The organism is Thalassospira sp. MCCC 1A01428 (genome assembly GCF_002115825.1).
In the GTDB taxonomy this organism is placed as follows: domain Bacteria; phylum Pseudomonadota; class Alphaproteobacteria; order Rhodospirillales; family Thalassospiraceae; genus Thalassospira.
This window is the reverse complement of sequence record NZ_JFJZ01000002.1, coordinates 179630-202571: the sequence shown is the minus strand read 5'-3', so window position 1 is coordinate 202571 and position 22942 is coordinate 179630. Positions and strand designations below refer to the sequence as shown.

The 22942-nt window shown below is 54.3% G+C and carries 20 protein-coding genes and 1 riboswitch; of the genes, 7 read left to right on the top strand and 13 right to left on the bottom strand.

Features of this window, described 5'->3' with window-relative positions:
• Positions 1 to 3: 3 nt before the first annotated feature.
• Positions 4 to 1008, bottom strand: a complete 1005-nt coding sequence (locus THS27_RS02580) for a sialic acid TRAP transporter substrate-binding protein SiaP (RefSeq protein ID WP_139835448.1) — start codon at positions 1006 to 1008, stop codon at positions 4 to 6.
• 192 nt (positions 1009 to 1200) lie between these two features.
• Between THS27_RS02580 and THS27_RS02575 the strand changes: the two genes are divergently transcribed.
• Both THS27_RS02575 and THS27_RS02570 read left to right on the top strand, forming a co-directional pair.
• Entirely contained in the window at positions 1201 to 2097 is an 897-nt protein-coding gene (locus THS27_RS02575) for a dihydrodipicolinate synthase family protein (RefSeq protein WP_085587560.1), read from the top strand.
• A 4-nt stretch (positions 2098 to 2101) separates the two neighbouring features.
• A complete protein-coding gene (locus THS27_RS02570; protein WP_085587558.1) occupies positions 2102 to 2779 on the top strand; it encodes a GntR family transcriptional regulator in 678 nt (225 codons plus the stop codon).
• A 48-nt stretch (positions 2780 to 2827) separates the two neighbouring features.
• Here THS27_RS02570 and THS27_RS02565 read toward each other — a convergent pair whose 3' ends face one another.
• Positions 2828 to 3739, bottom strand: a complete 912-nt coding sequence (locus tag THS27_RS02565; RefSeq protein ID WP_085587556.1) for a LysR family transcriptional regulator — start codon at positions 3737 to 3739, stop codon at positions 2828 to 2830.
• A 117-nt stretch (positions 3740 to 3856) separates the two neighbouring features.
• Between THS27_RS02565 and THS27_RS02560 the strand changes: the two genes are divergently transcribed.
• The gene (locus tag THS27_RS02560) at positions 3857 to 4252 is read left to right on the top strand and encodes a DoxX family protein (protein WP_085587554.1); all 396 of its coding nucleotides are present in this window, start codon (positions 3857 to 3859) and stop codon (positions 4250 to 4252) included.
• A 130-nt stretch (positions 4253 to 4382) separates the two neighbouring features.
• A complete protein-coding gene (locus tag THS27_RS02555) occupies positions 4383 to 4964 on the top strand; it encodes a flavodoxin family protein (protein WP_085587552.1) in 582 nt (193 codons plus the stop codon).
• 174 nt (positions 4965 to 5138) lie between these two features.
• On the opposite strand, the gene THS27_RS02550 is transcribed toward THS27_RS02555, so the two are convergent.
• Positions 5139 to 6146: a complex I NDUFA9 subunit family protein gene (locus tag THS27_RS02550; protein ID WP_085587550.1), complete on the bottom strand. Its 1008-nt coding sequence runs from the start codon at positions 6144 to 6146 to the stop codon at positions 5139 to 5141.
• A gap of 175 nt (positions 6147 to 6321) precedes the next feature.
• The gene (locus tag THS27_RS02545; protein ID WP_085587548.1) at positions 6322 to 7224 is read right to left on the bottom strand and encodes an SDR family oxidoreductase; all 903 of its coding nucleotides are present in this window, start codon (positions 7222 to 7224) and stop codon (positions 6322 to 6324) included.
• Between the two features lie 333 nt (positions 7225 to 7557).
• Here THS27_RS02545 and THS27_RS02540 point away from each other — a divergent pair, with 333 nt between their 5' ends.
• Both THS27_RS02540 and THS27_RS02535 read left to right on the top strand, forming a co-directional pair.
• Positions 7558 to 8436 carry a tetratricopeptide repeat protein gene (locus THS27_RS02540; protein ID WP_085587546.1) on the top strand — a complete coding sequence of 293 codons (879 nt, stop codon included), beginning with the start codon at positions 7558 to 7560 and terminating at the stop codon, positions 8434 to 8436.
• A gap of 62 nt (positions 8437 to 8498) precedes the next feature.
• On the top strand, positions 8499 to 9530 hold the full coding sequence (locus THS27_RS02535) for a substrate-binding domain-containing protein (protein WP_085587544.1): 1032 nt from the start codon (positions 8499 to 8501) through the stop codon (positions 9528 to 9530).
• Between the two features lie 101 nt (positions 9531 to 9631).
• On the opposite strand, the gene THS27_RS02530 is transcribed toward THS27_RS02535, so the two are convergent.
• The 9 genes from THS27_RS02530 to cobU form a co-directional block, all read right to left on the bottom strand.
• Positions 9632 to 10447 carry a trans-aconitate 2-methyltransferase gene (locus THS27_RS02530; RefSeq protein WP_085587542.1) on the bottom strand — a complete coding sequence of 272 codons (816 nt, stop codon included), beginning with the start codon at positions 10445 to 10447 and terminating at the stop codon, positions 9632 to 9634.
• The gene (locus THS27_RS02525) at positions 10444 to 11118 is read right to left on the bottom strand and encodes a glutathione S-transferase family protein (RefSeq protein ID WP_085587540.1); all 675 of its coding nucleotides are present in this window, start codon (positions 11116 to 11118) and stop codon (positions 10444 to 10446) included. Before THS27_RS02525 ends, THS27_RS02530 begins: the two co-directional genes overlap by 4 nt.
• A gap of 339 nt (positions 11119 to 11457) precedes the next feature.
• The gene (locus THS27_RS27300; RefSeq protein ID WP_246832818.1) at positions 11458 to 13179 is read right to left on the bottom strand and encodes a cobyric acid synthase; all 1722 of its coding nucleotides are present in this window, start codon (positions 13177 to 13179) and stop codon (positions 11458 to 11460) included.
• A gap of 101 nt (positions 13180 to 13280) precedes the next feature.
• The gene (cobO, locus tag THS27_RS02510) at positions 13281 to 13925 is read right to left on the bottom strand and encodes a cob(I)yrinic acid a,c-diamide adenosyltransferase (protein WP_085587731.1); all 645 of its coding nucleotides are present in this window, start codon (positions 13923 to 13925) and stop codon (positions 13281 to 13283) included.
• Positions 13926 to 14144: 219 nt separating this feature from the next.
• The gene (locus THS27_RS02505; RefSeq protein ID WP_085587538.1) at positions 14145 to 14825 is read right to left on the bottom strand and encodes a hypothetical protein; all 681 of its coding nucleotides are present in this window, start codon (positions 14823 to 14825) and stop codon (positions 14145 to 14147) included.
• A 331-nt stretch (positions 14826 to 15156) separates the two neighbouring features.
• A complete protein-coding gene (locus tag THS27_RS02500) occupies positions 15157 to 15993 on the bottom strand; it encodes an endo alpha-1,4 polygalactosaminidase (RefSeq protein WP_085587536.1) in 837 nt (278 codons plus the stop codon).
• Entirely contained in the window at positions 15980 to 19765 is a 3786-nt protein-coding gene (gene cobN / locus THS27_RS02495; RefSeq protein ID WP_085587534.1) for a cobaltochelatase subunit CobN, read from the bottom strand. The genes THS27_RS02500 and cobN overlap by 14 nt, the downstream gene beginning before the upstream one ends.
• 113 nt (positions 19766 to 19878) lie before the next feature.
• Complete coding sequence (cobW, locus tag THS27_RS02490) at positions 19879 to 20919, bottom strand: cobalamin biosynthesis protein CobW (protein WP_085587532.1); 1041 nt, start codon at positions 20917 to 20919, stop codon at positions 19879 to 19881.
• A 49-nt stretch (positions 20920 to 20968) separates the two neighbouring features.
• Positions 20969 to 21496 (bottom strand): bifunctional adenosylcobinamide kinase/adenosylcobinamide-phosphate guanylyltransferase, encoded by a 528-nt coding sequence (gene cobU / locus THS27_RS02485; protein ID WP_085587530.1) that lies wholly within the window; start codon positions 21494 to 21496, stop codon positions 20969 to 20971.
• Between the two features lie 63 nt (positions 21497 to 21559).
• Positions 21560 to 21772: riboswitch (cobalamin riboswitch) on the bottom strand.
• Between the two features lie 455 nt (positions 21773 to 22227).
• Here cobU and THS27_RS02480 point away from each other — a divergent pair.
• The gene (locus THS27_RS02480) at positions 22228 to 22899 is read left to right on the top strand and encodes a hypothetical protein (RefSeq protein WP_085587528.1); all 672 of its coding nucleotides are present in this window, start codon (positions 22228 to 22230) and stop codon (positions 22897 to 22899) included.
• Positions 22900 to 22942 lie beyond the last annotated feature (43 nt).

Genomic DNA, 22942 nt, shown 5'->3' with positions numbered 1-22942 from the left:
CGCTCACTTAATTGCGTTAACGCGCTCGACAATGCCTTCCGGCCAGTCTTTGGCGAAGTCGGATTCCAGATAGTCCTGCTGAACTTTTTTGCGGAATGCTGCAACATCAGGTTTGTAAACCTTCAGGCCCTGTTCCTTGAAAAATTCGATCAGCTTTTCCTCGTCCTGGATACGATGCACATTGTTGTACAACGTTGCCACTTCGGCGGCATCACGAACAACTTTTTGCTGCTCTTCGCTCAGACTGTCATATGTTTTCTTCGCCATCGACAAAAACACGGCATCAACCAGGTGGCCGGTCAAAACAATCTGATTGGTTACTTCATAAAACTTGGCAGCTTTAACCGTCGGCAGCGGGTTATCCTGGGCATCGATCGTGCCGGTCTGCAGGCCGGTGTAAACTTCGCCAAATGCCAGCGGGGTTGCATTGGCACCAAGGGCATTGCCCAAAAACAGCCATGCATCCGAACCGGGCATGCGCAGTTTTATGCCTGCAAGGTCAGCCGGGGTTTCAATTTTCTTTTCGCCACGAATGTCAAGCTGACGCGTACCAAGATAGCCAACGTCAAGAATTTCAATATTCATGTCATCAGCAACCATCTGGTAAAATTCCTTACCGATGTCGCTGTGGAAAACGTGGCGCTGATGGTCGGGATCGCGAATCAGGTAACCCGCGGTAAAGACCGACCATGCCGGGATCTGCTTGGCAATGTCCTGGGCGGAAATCATGGCCATATCAAGGTTACCGCGCTGCATGGCGGCAGGCTCGGTTCCCTGTTTGAACAGGCTGGCATTCAGATGAATTTCAACATCGAATTCGCCTGGCGCATTCTTTTCAAGTTCATCCTTGAAAACGGTCAGCATTTTCGCATGCCAGTCGCTTTCAACAGCCGGGGTCGAAATGCGTAATTTCACCGGATCGGCCATCGCCGAGGTCGCAACACCGGACAGTGCCAGCAACGCAGCCGCCGCGATACCGGCGGTGTATTTGGGTAGATGCTTCAACATTTAGGGTCCTCCCGTGGACTAATTACCTGATCTTTCTAATTTATTATTCTTTTTGGATGGCTCCCGCCGGAAAATCAACCGGGTTTATAGCGCCAACAAACATATTGTATAACTAACATGTTAGTGCTACACAACAGTTAATCCACCAACAACAAACACTATTTTAGGCCTATTGCCTGACAGGAACGCTCCATGACTTTTGACACCACCCGCCCCTTTGGCATTTCAGCCGCGCTAACCACCCCGTTTACCGCTGCCGGCAATGTTAATAATGACCTTTTGGTGCGCCATGTTCAGCATGTGCTGGAACAGGGCTGTACATCGGTCACGCTTGGTGGCACCACCGGCGAAGGTCCGTCTTTGTCGCAGGCTGAAAAAGTCAGCGCGCACAATGCCATGACGGCGGCAGGTATTCCGGCCGATAAAATCGTGTTTGCCATTATCGAATCGTCGCTGCCCAATGCCGTTGCCTGTGCGCGCGAAGCGGCCGATCTGGGCAGCAGCCATATTTTGCTGGCCCCGCCCTTCTATTTCAAAGGTGTGGCCGATGATGGCCAACTGGCGTGGTTCAGGACCTTGCTTAATGAAATTGCCACCAGCGGGCTGAAGGTAATTTTGTACCATATCCCGCAGGTTACAGCCGCCCCGGTCACGCCGGACATGGTTGCAGAACTGAAAAAAGACTTCCCGACCCTGATTACCGGCGTGAAAGATTCGGCAGGAAACTGGGAAAACACCGAAGAACTTCTTAAACGTTTTGCCGACCTTGATATTCTGATTGGCGATGAACGCCTGCTGGCAAAGGGTGTTGCCCTGGGTGCTGCTGGCGCCATCAGTGGTGTTGCCAATTTCCGCCCAGACCTTTTAACCGCTATTCTGGCTGGTAAACCCACCGATGCCCGCCTGCCCGAACTGGTCGAGGCCCTGCTGCAATATCCGGTAACACCGGCGGTCAAGGCCCTGGTCGGGCATCTTGGGAACGATCAATCGTGGCTGGCGGCCCGCGCCCCCCTTGCCCGTCTGGCCCCGGCACAGTATCAAGCCCTTGCACAACGCTATGACGAACTGTTTGCATCGCCAACGAGGTAAGACCATGACAGAAGCCGCCCGGCCCAGAGGAGAACGCAGCCTTCGCAGCCGCGCCTATGACAGCTTTACCGAGCGGCTTCTGGCCCGCGACATATTACCCGGGCAATTTCTGTCTCAACGTGAACTGGTCGAAATTACCGGCATGCCGCTGGGTGCGATTCGCGAACTGGTCCCCCGTCTGGAAGCAGACGGGCTGATCACCACCGTTCCCCAGCGTGGCATGCAGGTCGCCCATATCGACCTTGATCTGGTGCGCAATGCGTTTCAGCTGCGCATGTTTCTGGAACTTGAGGCCGCCGCCCTTTTTACCATCAACGCGACCGATGACATGATCGGCAACATTCGCGCCGCCCACGAAAAAGTCCTGAAAGATGCGGAAAAAGGCATCACCCCTGAACTGCTGGAACGCGCACAGGCCGTTGACTGGTCATTGCATGACTGTATTGTCGACTCGCTTAATAACGCGATCATTTCCAATGTTTACCGGGTCAATTCGGTTAAAATCCGCCTGATCCGCCAGGAACGGTTCCGTCTGAACGAAAAACTGCTGACCACCGTGATGAATGACCATCTGGAAATCATCGCCGGTTTTGAATCCCGCGACCCTGATCGCGCGGTCAATGCCCTGCGCAGCCATCTCGACAATGCCCGTGGCCGTGCCCTTGGTCTGGGCGAGATGTAAAGTTCGCAGGCGGCAACACAGGCTCTAATACCGGTACGGCTCAGCGCCCTATTCCAGATAGGGCGTCATCACCCCTTCAACCCAGTTCATAAAGGCCCGCACACGGCGCGATAAATTGCGCCGATGCGCCACAACAAGGGCCACATCCAGCGGTGATGGCCGCAAATCCGGCAGAATTTCAACCAGTTCGCCACTTTCAAGATGCGGCCTTATCCCCGCATAGGCCGCTTGCATAACGCCCAGCCCGGCCAGACCAGCGGCTTCATATGTCTGCACGCTATTTACGTGCAGCGAACCTGCCATTGGCATGGATGCATAGCCTGAACCGTCTTCTAACGGATATTCCCAGCCATAAGGTTTTGCCCCCAAATTCTGGCTGTAATGAATCGCCCGGTGCCCCTGACTGCGCAAATCATCAAGAGTTCGGGGTGTACCCACCCGTGCAAGATAAGTCGGACTGGCCGCATTGATCATGCACATTTGCCCCAAAGAACGGGCAACCAGGCTGTCATCACCGATAGGGCCGATGCGCAGTACACAATCAAACCCTTCCTGAACAAGGTCTACCTTGCGATCCGTACTCGACAGCTCCAGTTCCAATTCCGGGTATCGTGCCATGAAATCGGGCAAGGCAGGGATTATCGCCTTCCAGGCCACCCCTGTTGGCACATCAACCCGCAACTTGCCGCGCAAACCAACATGTTCGCCCGAAAACATGGTTTCCAGATCATCCATATCGGCCAGCAACGCACAGGCGCGTTCATAAAATGCTTTGCCATCTTCGGACAATTGCACGCTGCGCGTCGTCCGGTGCAAAAGCCGCGCACCAACATCTTCTTCCAGCTTGCGAATAACGGTCGATGCCCGCCCTTTTTGAATCCCCAAAAAGTCCGCAGCCTGGGTAAAACTGCCCATTTCCGCGACCCTGACGAAAATCAGGATCGGCTCCAGGTTATGCATCCGGCACCACCATTGTTTATCAATCAAATAACAATGCGTTCATTTTTGCATAATTTATTGCATTCATAAAACACTATACCGTCGCACCCAAATTGAAGCATTCTTCAAGGAGGGTTCATGCCCGAATTTTCTCCAACACACCGCACCCTATGGATTGGCCGGATCGCCAGTGCGCTGGTTGTTATCGCTCTGCTACTGGATGGCGCATCCCAGCTCCTTGCCCCGGCAAGCATCACCGCCATGATGCAGGAAACCGGCTTTGACATGGCTTTAACCCCGGTACTGGGCAACATCATGCTGGGATGCGCCCTTTTATATGCCCTCCCTGCCACGCGCTTCCTGGGGGCCATTCTGGTCACCGGGTTTCTTGGTGGGGCAATTTGCGCCCATTTCCGACTGGGCGAAATGGGATCCGCCCCTGAAATCGCCTCGGCTTTGCTGGGTGTCTTAACCTGGGGTGGCCTTTACCTGCGCGATCCCCGCCTGCATCCGCTTCTGCCCCTTACCCGCTAGCACATTCCATGCGCTTTCCACCGGCCGGTCTGCTTCATACCGAACGCCAATGCTGGCACCCCGCCCTATCGCATTTCCCCCAAGCCACCGATTTTCTATCGCTTTACGCGACGCATAACAGGAAACCACAATGACCCATTCCGAAATCACCACCGCCATCGTCTATCATTCGGGCTACGGCCACACACAGCGTCAGGCAAAAGCCGTCGCCAAAGGGGCAGAATCCCTTGGCAATGCCGCCCTGATCGCGATTGATGCCGATGGCAATATCCCCGACGATGCATGGACCATTCTCGACCGTGCAAATGCCATCATTTTCGGTTCTCCAACCTATATGGGCGGGCCAAGCTGGCAATTTAAAAAATTCGCCGATGCGTCTTCAAAACCGTGGTTTGAAGAAAAATGGAAAGACAAAATCTTTGGCGGCTTCACCAACAGCGCCAGCATCAATGGCGACAAGCTGAACACCCTGCAATATTTCGCCCTTCTGGCCGGGCAGCATGGCGGCATCTGGGTCAGCCTGGCAATCAAACCTGCCAATCTGAAATCATCCAAACGCGATGATCCCAACCGGATGGGGTCCTATATCGGGCCAATGGCACAATCCGATGCCGATGCATCGCCCGATGAAATGTCCAGGGGGGATATGGAAACCGCGCAAAGCTATGGCGCACGTGTCGCACAAATCGCCAGCCGATTTGCCAAGCCATAAGGGCCGCATCCCGCCGGCGCAAACACGGCGAAAAAACCCACCCGTTTGATGGCGCAAGCCAGACAAAAACACCCCGCCGCATTTCTGTGACGGGGTGTTTCATTTTTGTATCACAGCATTTTGTCAGACGGCACCAGACCAAACAGGTGCAGCCAACAAACCCGCCATACCGGTTTAGCTAAAACGGCGGAACTCGCCACTTTTAAGCGGCGGACGGAAACGCTTCAGATAAGACGGGGCGACGGTTTCAATGCAATTGGGCACGATGTCGAGATCGGCAAAGCCCTTGGCATCGGCAGAAACCACGTTATCGGTTTTCAGCAACCGTACCTGATCGGGGGTCAAAGGCGGCTTGGGCAGGAATTGCAGGAAAAACGCCATGATTGACGCCATCCAGAACGGCACGGGCAACAGGCACACGCGCTGACGGGTCAGTTCACGAATGTCTTCCAGTACTTGCAAGAAGCTATATGCTTCCGGTCCGCCCAGTTCGAAGGTTTCGCCGGCCAGATGTTTGTCTTCGACAGCTTTTACAAAAGCATCAGCAACATCGCCCACATAAACCGGCTGGAATTTCGGGCCGCCTTCGCCAAAGAAATCAACCGATCCCTTGCCAAGGTCAACATGCGGCAATGCAGGCGTACCCACCACCGGAATAAACGGCAGAAAACGCGACATACTGGCAAATTTGTTCAGGAAGTTGTCTTCCGGGCCAAAAATAACCGACGGGCGGAAAATGACGGCTTCGGGGAATGCCGAACGCACGGCTTTTTCACCAGCCAGTTTGGAGGTGGCATATTGCGAGTGCGGGTTTTTGTTCGCGCCCAGTGCCGACATATGCACAAGGGTTTTAACCCCGGCGGCCTTTGATGCCTCGGCAATGTTTTTGGCAGCCAGAACATGCATGTTCATAAAGCTGCTGGCACCGCGTTCATACAGAACACCCACCAGATTGATCACCGCATCGGCGCCATCAACAGCGCGACGAATCGCATCCGTATCCTTGATGTCGCAATGAACCGGAACCATCTGGCCCAGATATCCCATCGGTTTCAATTTTTTGGTGCGCTCGAAATAACGGGTCGGGACACGTACATTGTACCCGGCTTCCAGCAGGCGCTTGACGATATAACGGCCAACAAAGCCGCTGCCGCCAAATACGGTGATGATACGACGATCCATTGTAAATTCTCTCCTCGTCGGCCTCTTGGGTCCGCGCTGATGGCGTGCCAGGGGATGGCGGCCCGATGGCTGCCCATTCAGGGGGGTGGTCACCGTCATGGATATGCGGCCCACTTTGATACATCTGTCGAAGGGTTATATACGACGCAATAGCCCCGTCAACAATGTGGTTTTGTCAATTTTCACCGGGATCGCCCGTGGTTTTGCGTAAAATGTCGTCCAAAAGCGCCTGTAACCCGGCCTGATAGCTATTATAGCGCAAATTAACACCCAGTTCGCGCTTGATGCGGGTATTTTCCACCCGCTTGTTATCTTCATAAAAACTGGCCGCCATCGGGCTCAGCACTGCGGTTTCAAAATTTTCCTCGGCCGGCGGGTCCATGCCCAGCAACCCGCAGGCATAGGCAATCACATCCTGGGGCGGGGCGGCGTCATCATCGCACACATTATAGGCCGCCCCGGCATGGGGACGCGCAATAGATGCCAGAACGGTTTGGGCGATGTCTTCGACATGGATGCGCGAAAAAACCTGCCCGGGCTTTACGATCCGCCGGGCCCGACCGGATCGTACTGTTTCCAGCGCATTGCGGCCCGGTCCGTAAATGCCTGCCAGCCGAAACGATTGCACGCATAAATCATGACGCGCGCCCAAATCAAACCACGCCTTTTCCGCCGCCACCCGGCGGCGGCCGCGCTTGCCACTGGGCAGTAATTCGCTGTCCTCATCGACATTGCCGCCGTTCCGGTCGCCATAAACCCCGGTAGTCGATAAATAACCGATCCAGGTTTGCGCCGGTAATGACGCCAGATCACCCCGGTGCAGGTTTAACACCGGGTCGCCATCGCCGCCCGGCGGCGCAGAAACCAGCACATGGGTCACGCCCCGCAAGGCATCGGCAATGTTGGCGACCGGCAAACCTTCGGCAAATTGGCAGGGCGTAATGCCTTCGGCAATCAGGGCATCAAATTTATCAGTGCTGCGCGTGGTTCCGGCGACTTCCCAACCCTCGGCCTGTAATTTGCGCGCGACGAGGCGCGCACTAAAACCGGTGCCAAAACAGAAAAGTTTGTTGCTCATACCAATACGGCCTTATTGAATGCGGGCAGGATTTTTCACCTGATTTTGCCGCACAGTAGGGTTTTTTGCCGCCAATTAGAAGGAGACTCTTGGCATTATGCGCCCTTGGCACCCTTAAAAGCCCGCGACGCCCCCTCGGTGATCCCGGTTATTTTTTGTCACAGTTTTAACAATTCAAACTGCTTCAAAAAAAGAATTACTGCCAAATTACCGGTCTTTTCGGGAACACTATCATCTTGTTGCCGTTTTCATCGCATGGGATGTCGGCACTTCGGCTATAGTTGGCCAGCACACGATGCCCTTATCAACGCCATGTCACACAATGAGGATTTCATGCCCGGACGCACCGTTTCGCCTTTTTCCGGTTTTCGCCGACTGTCCCTGTTTACAGCCGTTAGTGCCGGAATGATCGGGGCATTTACCGGAACCCTGGTCGTTGCTCCGGCAACGGTGATGGCGCAAACAGCAGAAACCAATGCAGGCCCCCAAAGCGAAGCCGCCCATCAATATGCGGCTTGCCTGAAACTTGCCCGTCTGAAACCACAGGAAGGTTATGACAGTGCCAGCCAATGGGCTGATCTTGGTGGTGGTGAACCTGCCAAACATTGCGCGGCCGTCGCCCTGATTGGTTTGGGCGACTATACCAAGGCGGCCACCCAGCTTGATAACCTGGCTGATAACAGCGCATCTACCGCTGACATTGTTGCAGGTTTTCTGGGCCAGGCAGCACAGGCATGGACGATGGTAAACAACCTGCAATTTGCCTGGCGTGATCAGACCCGTGCGTTAAAGCTGATCGACAAGGACCCGTCCTTGTGGGTGGACCGTGCCGTGACCCTGGGCATGGCCGGGCAATACTGGGAAGCAATTGATGATTTGAACAAGGCGCTGGACCTGGACCCGAAAAATGTCGATGCGCTGGTTTATCGCGGCAGTGCATGGCGTGCGCTTGAAACATATGACCTTGCCCGTGCCGACATTGACCGCGCCCTTGAATTGCAACCCGACCATCTGCAGGCCCGCCTGGAAAGCGGCAATCTTTACCGGATTGCAGGCAACAAAAAAGCAGCCCGCCAGGATTGGCTGGCCGTGATTGAACAGGGCGATGGCACCCCGGCAGCAAAAGCCGCACGCGACAATATCGAAAAGATGGATGTCGAGTCCGAAAACGGTAACGATAAGAAGATGGAAGAAAAAACCAGGAAGAACTAAGGTGCAAACAAATCTGATTGTGAATCGGATCCTGTTATTGTGTGTTTGCATCGGGGGATAAGATGCGCCGTTCCGTTTATTCTGCCCTTATTGCCCTGGCATGTGGTGTTGGTTTGTCTGCCCATGGGGCGCAGGCGCGTGACCAGATACGCATTGTCGGGTCGTCAACGCTGTATCCCCTGACTGCCAAGGTTGCTGAACATTACGGCAAAACCACTGGTAAACCGTCCCCTGTTGTCGAAAGCACCGGGTCGGGCGGCGGGTTCAAGCTGTTTTGCGGCGGCATCGGCGATGAATTTCCCGATATTGTCGATGCTTCGCGCCAGATTACCGGCAGCGAACGTGCGGTTTGTGCCGCCAATTCTGTGCGCAATATTTCGGAAATCCGCATTGGCTATGACGGCATTGTTCTGATTGGGTCCAAACAGGCCCCGGAAATGAAGCTCAGCCCGCGGCAGCTTTATCTGGCATTGGCACGGACCGTGCCGGTGCAGGGGGCCAGCGTCCCCAACCCCTATCAGAAGTGGTCAGATATTGACGCGTCCTTGCCCGACCTTGCCATTCGTGTTTATGGCCCGCCGCCCACATCGGGCACACGCGACCTGCTGGGCCAGCTTTTGATGGACCGGGGATGTAAAACATTCCCCGATATCAGCGCCATGGAAAGCAGTGAACCCGACAGTTTTCGCCTGTTATGTCGTACCATGCGCGAAGATGGCGCCTATATCGAAGCGGGGGAAAACGACCGGCTTTTGATCAGCAAACTGGAAAAAGACCCGACATCCTATGCCGTGATGGGTTTTAACAATCTGGAACGCAATATGGTATCGCTTCGCGGCGTTCCCATTGCCGGTGTAATGCCCGATTACGACACCATTCTGGATGGCAGCTATCCCGGTTCGCGGCCCCTGTTCCTGTATATCAAGGATGACCACCGCCAACTGGTGCCCGATCTGGCCCCGTTTGTTGCCAGCTATGTTTCCGATGCGATTATTGGTGACGAAGGCTTGCTGGTCGATAACGGCCTTGTGCCGCTGCCCGAAGGCGAACGCAGCAATGCGCTGGCCGAAGCCCAGAAGTTTATCAAAAACTGACCATTGCCGGGTGCGGGATATATCGCCACGTCCATCACGTCATAAATGGCCTGCCCGAAAATCGGTAGCGGGCCATTTTTATGCCTGTACAACGGCAGACATTACAATGGACGTTGCGCCATCCACACCTGATTGGCCGCATAGCGAGGAAGTTCAAAGTTAAACCCTGAATATTCCGAAATCGAAACAAAACCGCAAAGCTCCAGCATCAGGGCCATTTCAGCCCGATGCACCCACCGCATGTGATGCCAATTATCCTCGCGGTGCAGAACTTTTCCATTCGGGGTGATTTCCTCAAACCGCCAATGTTCGGAAAATTGCTGGGTCAGCGGGTTATTGGTACGTTCCATTGCAGTAATACGTAATTTGTTGCCCGCAACAGAACCGAGATTTTCAGGCATGGGAAACAACGGCAATGCGACGATTTCCGCATCGCCTTCGGGCAGGCAATACCGCAAATCAGGGTCGATCAAATCAAACACCAGCCTGCCACCCGGTATTAAATGCGCAAATGCCCGCGCCAGGGCGACGCGCTGGCCCTGTGCGGTCACAATTTCCTGCAATCCGCGAAACGGAATAATGATCAGGGCAAACCGACAGCCCAGATCAAAGTCGCACATATCGGCATGGTGAAAAGTCAGGGCAGGGTGCTTGCGCCGGGCAATGGCAAGCATGGCGTCGGATAAATCCAGCCCTTCAACTTCAATGCCGTTTTGAGCAATTTCGGCGCTGATACGGCCGGTACCACAGCCCAGTTCCAACACCGGGCCACCCGACTTTAACGCGAGGTCGCGATAAAAGGGCAGGGGATCATCAAACAGTTTGCGGTCCAGTTCGGCGCGCAAATCATAACTGGCAACATTCAACCCGCCAGCGGGATAAAATCCGGGCGACTTTGGCGGGTTGGCAAAGGTCATTCAAAATCCAGATCGGCATAATGCGACGCGGGCGGAAAACCAACCTGGCGATCAGCCAGGATTTCGCGCATCGACGGGCGGCTTTTAATCCGCATATACCATTCCTTGGCCCGTTCATGACGCGACCATTTGATATCGCCCATATAGTCGATAACGGAAATTTGGGCGGCAGCAGCAATATCGGCCATCGTCAAATGATCGCCCGCCAGCCATTTACGACGCTCAAACAACCAGCCCAGATAATCCAGATGATGCCCGACATTCACCCGGCCCGCCCGCAAGCAGCCGGTATCAGGTGTGGAACCCTTGGCAAAATAACGTTTCAGATATTTCTCACCCAACAGGTTATCTGTGACTTCGGTATTAAACTTGCCATCAAACCATGCAACAAGTCGGCGAATTTCGGCACGTTCCACCGGTGAACTGCCCATAAGCGGATCATCTTTGTAAACTTCGTCGATATATTCACAAATCACGGTCGAGTCTGCGATGATCGTGCCATCTTCTTCTTGCAAAACCGGCACTTCACCCGCCGGGTTCAGGCGCAAAAATTCTTCGCGCCGTTCCCATACCGGTTCAGCAACCAATTGAAAATCCAGTTTCTTTTCCGCAAGAACCAGCCGGACCTTACGCGAAAACGGGGACAGCCAGAAGTGATATAATTGACGCATGGTCAGCAGCTTACCGATCAGGAATTAAGATGTGACAAAGTGATGGCTTTTGACCCGGTTTGGGACCGATTTGCAATGGTTTTAAAAAACATGTGCCAGGGGGTGATGTAAAGCCATCCCTTCGCCTGACCGCCATGTCGGTTTAACATGCCCCATTATGCCGCCTAATCGTTAACAAAACGAATTAAATCATCGGATTATAACAATGTTTCCGTAAGAACAGGTTTTGAAACCCGCCCGAATAGATTTACGCAGCATGACATCCGAAACGGCAGACACAACCCTATAGCATTTAAAACGACCATGCCCCAAAACGGCATCAACAACCACAGCCCTTTATCAGGTACGGGTTTGGGCCAGCGCCCACAAGGCATCAAGATCAAGGCATTTTTCCAGATGATCGGCCAACCCGTCCAGCGTCGCATCGATTTCGGCCTCAAACGCGATAGTTTGCCCCCAAACATCCTGCCCGGTAAGGGCGGCCAGATATGCCCGGCGAAAATCATCGCTGGCAAAAATGCCATGCAAATAGCACCCCATCACCCGGCCTTCGCCACCAATGGCGCCATCTGCATCATTAACAGCGGCAGTGTCCGCCCCGACCTTGCCCGCTGTTGCCACCCAGCCAAACCTGCGGTCCGGCCCGGTAGTTTGGCCCATGTGAATTTCGTATCCACGCAACACCGTGCCGTCGGGCACCGGACACCGGCCATTTCCCACCACAACTGCATGGCCCGTACGCAGGGTTTTACGCCCCGCCATCACGGTTTCCACGTTTAATAAACCCAGCCCTGCTTCGTCACCTGGCGCACCTTCAACCCCATCGGGATCACATACCATTGTACCCAGCATTTGATACCCGCCACAAATGCCCATCACATGCCCGCCATTGCGCCAGTGGGCTTTAATGTCAATGTCCCAGCCCTGTGCCTTTAAAAACCGTAAATCAGCTAATGTCGACTTACTGCCCGGCAATACTACCAGATCACAATCCACCGGCATCACCTCACCGGGTTTTACCAAAACAAGGTCAACACCCGGTTCGGCCAGCAAGGGGTCCAGATCATCAAAATTGGCAATTTGGGGATAGTGCGGTACAGCAACTCGCACAACAGGCACCCTACCATTTGGCAATATGGCCTCCCCGTCAGCGGCAGCATTTCCACCGGTTTTTTCTGCGGCAGCGGCAGTGATAGCGGCATCTACATCGGCACCGGCATTGATGGGCGGGTGTGGTTCATCATGACGTTGCGTATCAACATCACGCTTGCGATCTGCCATACCATCATTTTTATGATTTTGTATTGCGGATCCCGACATACGAAGGGACCGACGATAACGTTCAACCTGCCCCAACGCCACGCCATCTTCGGGGGGCAATTTTGCGGCCCCCGGCCAAAACGTTGCGATACCAAAACTTTTAAGGCCGGTGCGATCGACAATAATATCAAGCGCGGGTTCAAACAGCGACACATCGCCGCGAAATTTGTTGATGATATAACCGCGTAACCATTGCCGATCGCTATCGGATAATAAAACATGGGTCCCAACGATAGAGGCAATCACCCCGCCCCGGTCAATATCACCAACCAGAACCACCGGCATTTTTGTCGCCTCGGCAAACCCCATATTGGCAATATCGGCGGCGCGCAAATTTACCTCTGCCGGGGACCCGGCCCCTTCGACAATCACAAGGTCGGCGTCACTGGCAACAATATCGAAACTTTCGATCACACGGGGCAATAAATCCCGTTTCAGGCGATAGTAATCACGCGCCAGCGCATTGGTTAAGACCTGGCCTTGCACCACCACCTGCGCGCCAATATCGCTTTGCGGTTTAAGCAAAACCGGGTTCATATGCACGCAGGCTTCCGCCCCGCAGGCACGGGCCTGCAAAGCCTGCGCACGGCCGATTTCACCACCATCGGCGGTTACAGCAGCATTATTGGACATGTTTTGTGGTTTAAACGGGCGTACTCGCAATCCCCGCCGGGCAAACGCCCGGCAGAGACCCGCCACCAGCAAGGATTTCCCCACATCCGATCCCGTCCCCTGCAACATCAGGGCCGGGGTGGTTTTGACGGCTGGCAATTTCATTAAAAAATCGAAACTTTCCTTGCAAACCGGTCAAAACGGCCCAATGAGCACGATTAAACGGCCAGTTAAAACTCGACCCCGATCTGCGCCTTGATCCCCTGTTCCCGAAATGGATGTTTGATCATTGTCATTTCAGTAACCAGATCGGCGGCTTCGATCAGCTTTTCAGGTGCATTGCGCCCGGTAATCACCACATGCTGGTCTGGCAGTTTATCGACAAGGGCTGCCAAAACATCATCCAGCGGTAAAAAATCATAACGCAAAACAATGTTCAATTCGTCGAGTATCACCATGGCATAAGACGGATCGCGCATCATTTCGCGGGCTTTTTCCCATGCCTGACGGGCGAGCGCAATATCCTGAGCACGGTTTTGCGTTTCCCAGGTAAATCCGGCCCCCATGGCGTGGAATTCACACAGGTCGGGAAATTGTGCCAGCAATTTTGCCTCACCGGTTTCCCAACCGCCCTTGATGAACTGCACCACACCCACCTTCATGCCATGCCCCACACAGCGCATCGCCATGCCAAAAGCCGAGGATGATTTGCCTTTACCCTTGCCGGTATGGACAATCACCAGGCCTTTTTTGTCAATCTTCTCGGCCATCATACGGTCGCGCGCGGCCTTGATCTTTTTCATTTTCTCATCGTGGCGTGCGTTTTGATCATCCGGGGCCGGGCCGGTTGCCGGGGTTTGCGGGGTGTCCGTCATTGGCTTTTCCATCATTGCTGAAATTTGCGCGTATGCACCATTTTTATCCTGCCAAACTCGGCCAAAGCCCGATGACAATCAAGGAGGATTGTCAATTTTCCCATTCAGGGGCCAGTTGCCGTCATTCCTGTTGTCAGTCAGTGCAAACGCAAAACGGCACGCCATGACACCATAGCGTACCGTTTCCATATAATCCGCTCAGAATCTGTTGCCCTGTCCCTAGCGCGAAACAAGACCCAGATCGGATGCAACCAGATCGGCCCATTTGGCCGGTTCGCGCATGTCGGTATTCGCCAGTTCGGGGCGGCGCATCCTGGCCTTGTTAAACAGTTGCAGCCGATCACCGGGGGACATTTGGCGCAGCCGCACCAACGCCTTTGCCATAACGGCATTTGGGGCAGCTGCCGGTTTTTGGAAACTTTGTTCCACCAGCTCCAGGCGGTGTTCGGCCCAGTTGCGGCTGGCAACCACATCGGCAATCAGGCTGCGTAAATCGCGCACCACTGGAAATGTTTTTTGCCGAATATGGGCCAGTGACACCGTCGCCTGCCACACCGGTTTTTCAACGCCTTGCAAATACCGCCAGTAAATGCGTTCGCGCGACGATATTTTTTGATGTTCAGGCAAGGGAAAATGGCCGCCCAGTTCACATAACCCGTCGTGAAACTGTTTTTGGCTAACCGGTTCATGGCATTGGTCAAAATGGTCCCGCAAAGCCAAAACCGCGCCAATGGCACCGCGCGCCGGGCGCACCGTGCCGGTGCCATGCAAATCATCGCGCAGCCATTGGGGCACATCCTGCCCGGATAATAGGAAATCAATAATTTCCGCATGCCCGCCATGGGCGGGGGGCGGTGTTTGCACATAATGGGGCAAACGAACCTGTTTCAAAGTCTCCATTGCGGCCTCCTGCCTTGGGCCTGGCGCATTTTAACCGGCTGTGTTCGCCGCTGCGTCCCGGCCCCTAATGGGGTGACTCTTCGCCCAACCAAGGGTTAATAATCTATTAACGCATAAATCACCCAGTTTCGAAACGTTAAACTTTACCCAAATGTTCCGAAATTCCACTTTTTGGGGTATCGCGGCAGATTTGCCACAATATACAGATGAAAATAATTGTTTCTATATCGATTCAAAAATCAAATTACATCCCGCCCGGTTGCGTATAGGTTGCCAAATTGCGAAAATGCCACCCCCGTAAACCGACCCGTATTTTCAAAATCATACGGTCTCAGGGACAGGTTTCAACCTGGCCAGCCAGATCATAATTTGCCACCATTCCGACAAACCCATATTGCTTTATATCCGGGCATATAGCGGCCAGAGAGGCGCCGTCTTCACGGTATTCCACGGCAAAAACCGGCTTGTTTTGTCGACGGTACGGTATGTAATCCGATAAAAAATCATCTCGCCACGCGGATTCAAGCAGGGCAAAATCCATATCCCCCACCAGTTCATCGATCAAATCGGGGGCATTTTTTTGCCCGATTGCCAATTGGCGTTTGTGGGCCTGATCGATCAGCCAATGCAGATAGGCCACTTGGTCATCGCGGGTTATATCGAACCCGGTTTCATTATCATAACCATCAATATTATCAGGCTCGACAGCCAAAAAACCTTTGCGGGCACATAAATCCAGCCGCGCTTCAATGATCGATGCAAATTTGGTAAAGTGATGAACATCCAGCCATCTTTCACCTTGCCAGCCATCATAAACCGCCCCGATCACGTCGTCGGGAAAATCAGATGCATCGTCACGCCAGTCCTCGAAGGCCCCCACATTGACATAGCACACAGGATAAAGCCCCTGATCGCGCCATTTTTTCACCTGTTTGGCCGGTGTATCGAATAAATCGCTGTCAATAACCTTTGTTCCCGGTGCGGGCACGACATCGCCCTGCAATTGCCAATGCAGCGCCCTGTTGGGGACAGGTAACCACGTTGCCGCTGCCTTTTGGGGGGTGGCCGTGGCAATTGCTGGCAGCATCAGAAGCGGGGTTGATAAAATCAGGCAAGACCTTGCAAAAAAGGCAATTTTTTCCAGCCACATCGCTTTACCGTGCTTCATCGCGCCCCGCCATTAAATCGGCAGCCACACTATTACGCTTTGGTTGCCATAATCCGCGGTCAATGGCCTCGGCCAGGCGGTCGCGAATGTCTTTCAGGGCATCGGGGTTATGGGTGGCGATAAAATCGCGCACCGCGTCGTCACCCAGATAGGCATCATAAACCAGATCAAAATGATGGTTGGCAACACAGCGTGCGGTTGCGGCAAAAGCAAACAGGTAATCCACCGTTGCCGCCATTTCAAACGCCCCTTTATAACCGTGTCGCATAACCCCGTTGATCCATTTGGGATTCACCACGCGCGCCCGCACCACCCGGGCGATTTCTTCGTCCAGGGTCCGTATTTTGGGGCTTTCAGGGCGGGAATGGTCGTTATGGTAAATAACCGGTTGCTGGCCCGATATATGGCGCACCGCCGATGTCATTCCACCTTCGAATTGATAATAATCGTCAGAATCGAGCAAATCATGCTCGCGGTTATCCTGATTATGAACGATGGCATCCACTGCCCCCAGCCGGGTTTCAAAAACATCGCGGGCCGCTTCGCCGCTGGCCCCGTTACCATAGGCATAACTGCCCCATGCCAGATAGGCATCGGCAAGGTCGGCTTCGTTCTCCCACAATTTTTCATCGATCATTGCCTGCAAACCGGCCCCATAGGCCCCCGGTTTGGAACCAAAAACACGAAACGCCACCTGTCTCTCTGCCAAAACGGCATCAACACCGTCGGCTGTCAGCTTGGCTGTTTCGGCGCGAACCCGCCGGGCAATCGGGTTCATATCAGCCGGTTCATCGCGCAGGGCCGCCACCGCGCGCACGGCACTGTCAAACAAATCGATCAATCCGGGAAAAGCATCGCGGAAAAACCCGGAAATGCGCAGGGTAATGTCGATGCGCGGTCGGCCCAATAACGTGATCGGAATAATTTCAAACCCGGTCACCCGGCGCGATGCGGAATCCCATGTTGGTTTGACCCCCATCATCGCCATCGCCTGGGCAATGTCATCGCCGCCTGTGCGCATGTTGCTGGTCCCCCACACCGACAGGCCAAGGGCCGCTGGCCATTCGCCATGTTCCTGCACATGGCGTTCCAGCAACAATTCGGCCGACTTCCACCCCAGTTGCCATGCCGCCGGGGTTGGGACGGTTCGGGTATCGACCGAATAAAAATTTCGCCCGGTCGGTAAAACGTCGGGTCTGCCGCGTGTCGGGGCACCCGATGGCCCCGGTTCGACAAACTTGCCCGCCAGCCCGCGCAAAAGCCCGTTAATCTCGGCAGTACCGCATCGGGTTATCGCCGGGCGCAGGGATGTTTCGATATCGCAAATAACATCCGTGGTCTGACCCCAATCACCTGGGGCGGCTTTTTTCCCCGCCACCAGATCCATCGCCAGTAATTCCAGCCGTTCCACCGTATCGCCATGGGTGCGCCACGCGCCGCAAACCGCGTCATAATCGCGCAAGGCCTGCGGGCGGTCACCTTGCCACACATCGCCCATCACACAATCAAGCGGGTCAAACGCTGTTTCAAGGTCTGGCAGCAAATCGCGCACCAGCGCACGGTGCAGTGACGCCGTTGCCCCGGCATCCTTGCCGCGCGGCAGGCGCGCAAGAGCCACCAGCAAATCGGTCAACAGGCGACCTTCCGGGGCCTTGCCAAAAATATGCAAACCATCACGGATTTGCAGTTCTTTCAGCTCGCACAAATAATTGTCGAGCTTTGCCAGGGCAGATTCTTCGTCTTCGCCCGGTGCGATACCGCAATCGCGGTCCAGCCCAATGCGCACGGCCAGTTCCAGAATATCGCGCTTGAGCAGCTTTAACCGGCGCGGATCAACGGCAGCAGCATCGTAATATTCATCAACCAAAGCCTCCATATCCTTCAGCGGACCGTAACTTTCGGCACGGGTTAAAGGCGGGGTCAGGTGGTCGATAATCACGGCCTGGGCGCGGCGTTTCGCCTGTGTACCTTCGCCGGGGTCGTTGACGATAAACGGGTATAAATGCGGGGTGGGGCCCAAAACGGCCTCGGGAAAGCAATTTTCGGACAAAGCCAGCGATTTGCCCGGCAACCATTCCATATTGCCGTGTTTGCCAAAATGAATAATGGCATGGGCATCAAAGCTGTGCCGCAGCCAGATATAAAAGGCAAAATAGCTGTGCGGTGGCACCAGATCGGGGGAATGATAACTTTCGAGCGGGTCAATATTATAGCCGCGCGCCGGTTGCAGCCCGATCACAACATTGCCCACGGGCACAATTGATAAAACAAACCCGCCCGGCGACGCGCGATAAAACGGGTCTGTTTCCGGTGCGCCCCAACGATCTGTGACCTGCGTACGAATAGAACCGGGCAGGGCCGCAAATGCAGCACGATAATCGGCGACGGGCAGGGTAACGCGCACAACACGCTGATCAAGCGATTTAAAATCGTTGGTTGGCCCCGCCTTGACCCGGGCAATCAAATCCGCGCCATCATCAGGCATGTCGCATATGTCATAGCCAGCGGCCTGCATGGCGTGCAGGGTTTCCATCATACCAGCGGGCGTATCAAGGCCCACCCCGTTGCCAAGGCGGGCATCGCGGTTGGGGTAATTTGCCATCACCATTGCCACCCGTTTTTCGGCCACCGGGGTTTGGCGCAACCGCACCCAGTTTGCCGCCAGTTGGGCGACAAAACCCACCCGATCAGCCACCGGGATATATTTAACCAGGTCAATTTGCGTTAGCGCATCACGCCCGGCAGATCCCTTAAACGAAATAGCACGGGAAAATATCCGCCCATCCACCTCGGGCAGGGCGACATTCATGGCGATGTCGCGTGCGGCCAGCCCGTTAACCCCGTCGCGCCATGCCGCGGCACTACCGCCCGATAACACCACCTGCATCACCGGTGCATCCACCGCGTCAAAAGGGCTTTCGCCGCGCACGGCCCCCGGCACGGCAAGGGCAAAACCAGTGGTATTTAAAATCAGATCTGATCGCGATTGCGCCAGCCATTCTGCCACCAGGGCAGCGGCCACCGGATCTTTCAGGCTGGACACAAAAACGGGCAGGGCATTGATCCCGGCAACATCCAACGCGCCAATCAGGGCGTCAATCACGTCAAGGTTACCCGCCTGAACCAGCGCACGGTAAAACACAATTGCCGCCACCGGTCGATCTGCGTGCCATTTGGCCCCAATTTCGGCCAACGACATTCCCGTTGTGCCGGGCCAATAGAGACCGGCCTTAACCAGTGGGGCCGGGGGTTGCCAGTGCCAGTCAGTATCCGGGGTCAAATATTGATAAACATATCGCAACAAATTGCCTGCATTGCCCGGCCCACCTTCGACCAGATAGCGCCATATTTGTTGCCACGCCTGACCTTTCAGGGTTGAAAGCGACAGCATTTCCCCGTCGGGCTGATCATCGCCGGGCAACAAAACCAGCGGAATATCGTTGTCGCGCGCATGGGCAACCAGTTGTTCAACACCATATTCCCAATAACCACGCCCCCCCAGCACCCGGACAATGATAAAACGGGCATGGGACACCACATCATCCAGATACAAATCAACCGACATGTTATGGCCGAGCTGTAACAAACTAGCCAGGCGCAGCGACGGAACAGTGCCATCAAACTCCGTCTGTAAACCGGTTTGCGCCGATGCCAGACAGGCCAGTTCGGATTCTGCCGCCGAAAGAATAACAACATCACCAGGGCTTTGCCCCAGATCGACGGCTTCGCTACCATCGGTGATCGTGCCCGGCTGTGCGGCAAGTAAGTGCATAAACAGAACCTGTCTGGTAAAATGGGCGCAGAAATACCGGCAGGGCATAACCCTGCCGATCAAAAAACAGGGCGGGGTTATGCAATGGCATTTCCCCGCCCGTTCTGACTTTTTCAGGCGGCCAAAATGGCCTTGGCAATCGCGGCCTGGTCCATGTCATGCAAGCCAATCACCACCAAACGCGACTGGCGGCTTTCGCCTTCTTGCCACGGGCGGTCAAAATAACGCTGAAACCGTTCCCCAACGCCCTGCACCACATGGCGCATGGCCTTGCCCGGCACATTAACAAAGCCCTTGATGCGCAACACGTCAAAGTCACGCACCACCGCAATCAGACGTTGTTCCAGCAGGGCCGGATCGTTAACATCATCCAGTGTCACGACAAAACTTTCAAAATCGTCGTGGTCATGCTCATGCCCGTCATCATGATGGGACGGGCGGCTTTCCAGGTCATCTTCGGCAGCCGCACCCAGGCCCAACAAAACGGCATTTTCAATGCGTGCATGCTCCGTTGAAATGATCTTGACCGACGGGCGTTTCAGCTCCGCCCGAATGTCGGCCTCGACCTTAACCAGTTCATCGCTGCTTAACAGGTCAGTTTTATTAAGAACCACCATATCGGCACAATGAAGCTGTTCTTCAAACAGTTCCTCCAGCGGGCTTTCGTGGTCCAGATTATCATCTGCTTCACGCAGGGCCTGCACGGCGGCATGGTCGTGGGCAAATAACCCGTCACGCAGGGCCGCGGCATCCAGCACGGCAACAACACCATCCACCGTCACGCGCGAGCGGATTTCCGGCCAGTTAAACGCCTTGACCAGCGGCTTGGGCAAAGCCAAACCAGAAGTTTCGATAACGATATGATCCGGCGGTGTCTCGCGGTCCAGCAATTTTTGCATGGTCGGGACAAAATCATCTGCAACCGTGCAGCAAATGCAGCCATTGGCCAGTTCAACCACATCTTCTTCCGCACAGCCTTCAATGCCACAGCCATTGATGACTTCCATGTCAACGCCGACATCGCCAAATTCATTAATAATCAGGGCAATGCGCTTGCCTCCGGCATTTTGCAGCATGTTGCGAATCATGGTGGTTTTGCCCGCACCCAAAAAGCCGGTAATCACAGTAGCGGGGATTTTACCCAAATGCGCCATAGTCTTTAAATCCTTGATAAAATCGGATGTTCAAACATCGGATATGAAATTATTTAACCGTCATCGGAATGCCCGCAACCACCAGGGTCACGCGCCGGGCAAGGGCGGCAACACGCTGATGCAAGCGCCCGGCATGATCACGAAAGGCCCGTGCCATGGCATTTTCGGGGACAATGCCAAAGCCAACCTCGTTTGACACCAGCAATACCGGCAAAGCCAGCCGGGGCAACAGATCACACAGTTGATCAACTTCCTGATCAATATTGTCTTCATTGATCATAAGATTGGTGATCCACAGGGTCAGACAATCGACCAGAACCGGTCCTTCGCTGTGCTGATCTAATCGCGACAAAACCCCGCATAAGTCATGCGGTTCCTCTATCGTGGCCCAAAGCGGACCACGGCGTTGTTTATGATGGCTGATACGATCGCGCATTTCGTCATCCCACGCGCGCCCGGTGGCAATATAGGTGCCCCCGCCGGCAGCAATGACCATGTCTTCGGCAAATTTGCTTTTGCCGGAACGCGCCCCCCCCAATATCAGGTGAACGCCGCTTTCAATTACAGTTGGGGCCATGGCCCGTCGGTTCCTTGCGCTATGGTCTCCACCCGAGACCCGGTTGCATAGATCCGGCACACTTGCACGCGGATCGCTTTTGGCAGGTTTCCTGGCTTCGGGCATGTCAGTTATTTCCCTTCCCAAAGGACTTTCAAACCAATCCTTAAGTGGGTGACAGGGCGTACCTGCCGTAAATAACCCATCCCGATACAGTTGCGGGGGCAGCACCGGCCTTGCACCGGATTTCCCATTACCAAACAGCGACGCACCCTAGCCCAAAAGACTCGTTAATAGAAGAGGCCGCGTCGCCCTTTCAGATTTCCCCCAATAGGCGCATTGCAGATTCAACCGAACCGTATTGGTTGCAAATATCAATAAAATCAGACTGTTGAGATCACTTTGCTGCTAGCTGAAAAACAGTCCTGCAAAACAGAAATTAAACAGGCGCTGCCATATAAAAGCCGAACCGCCCCACCGCAGATTTCCGGGCTTAAGCATAACCATATGGCAAAATCCCCCCCTTATAATTTCCCGCCCCCTCCTTAATGCATAAACCGCTACTAGACTAAAGGTCAGTATTTGTAAGAATTGATATGTTGAGACGGGGAATCCTTTGAGAGAACATGAAAACAATAAAAATACGGAATGGAACTTGCTGATATCGAACACACCGGGAAAACCCGGGTGTATGGGAACCGAGCGCTGTCTGCTAACCATCATTCCAGATAACAACAAAATTGTTTATCCCAATGGCTATAGAAAACTATGTCGAAAAGATCCGGACCCAGGAACTGTTGATCTGGCAAACCACCTCGCGTCGCGATATGTGGACAAAATTGCTGGACCGGCTGCAAAATGACGCGCCCCACTTTTCCAGTTTTCTGGAACAGCATGCAGACGACCATGAAGTCGTTCTGCGTCGCCGCCAGGTGCGCGCCCTTTACAAGGCCGACCGTGAACTGGGTATGGTTGCAGCAATCATCTGGGCCCACGCACGGGGTATTCGTGTAAACGCGTTATCGTTGCTGGTGCGCGACTTGCCAACTCTGGTGACCTTGTTTGAATGCGACAGCTTTGACGATAATGGCCTGAATCATTTGTTGGGACAGCCGGGAATCTCTGTTCCGACGGCCAGCAAAATGCTGTCTGCCTGCGGTAAAATGTATGAAGGTATCCCGGCAGCGATCCTTGATGATTCGATTTCGGGCGTGATTGAAAGCAGCGAATTTACCGAGGATTTCCCCCGGACCAATCGCTTGCGCGGCAAGTCCCGTAGCCGGCCGCTTGAATATTACAAGGCATATCTTTCTGATCTGAACGATCTTGCCGTTAAACACAATATCGCCCACGACAATCTGGACCGGTTTTTGTCCGAATTTACCGCCAATAGTGATGAAAACGAAAACCGTCAATCGGCCTGATCAGGGGATCAGCGCCGTTTTGGCCATTACCATAATTTCCGGT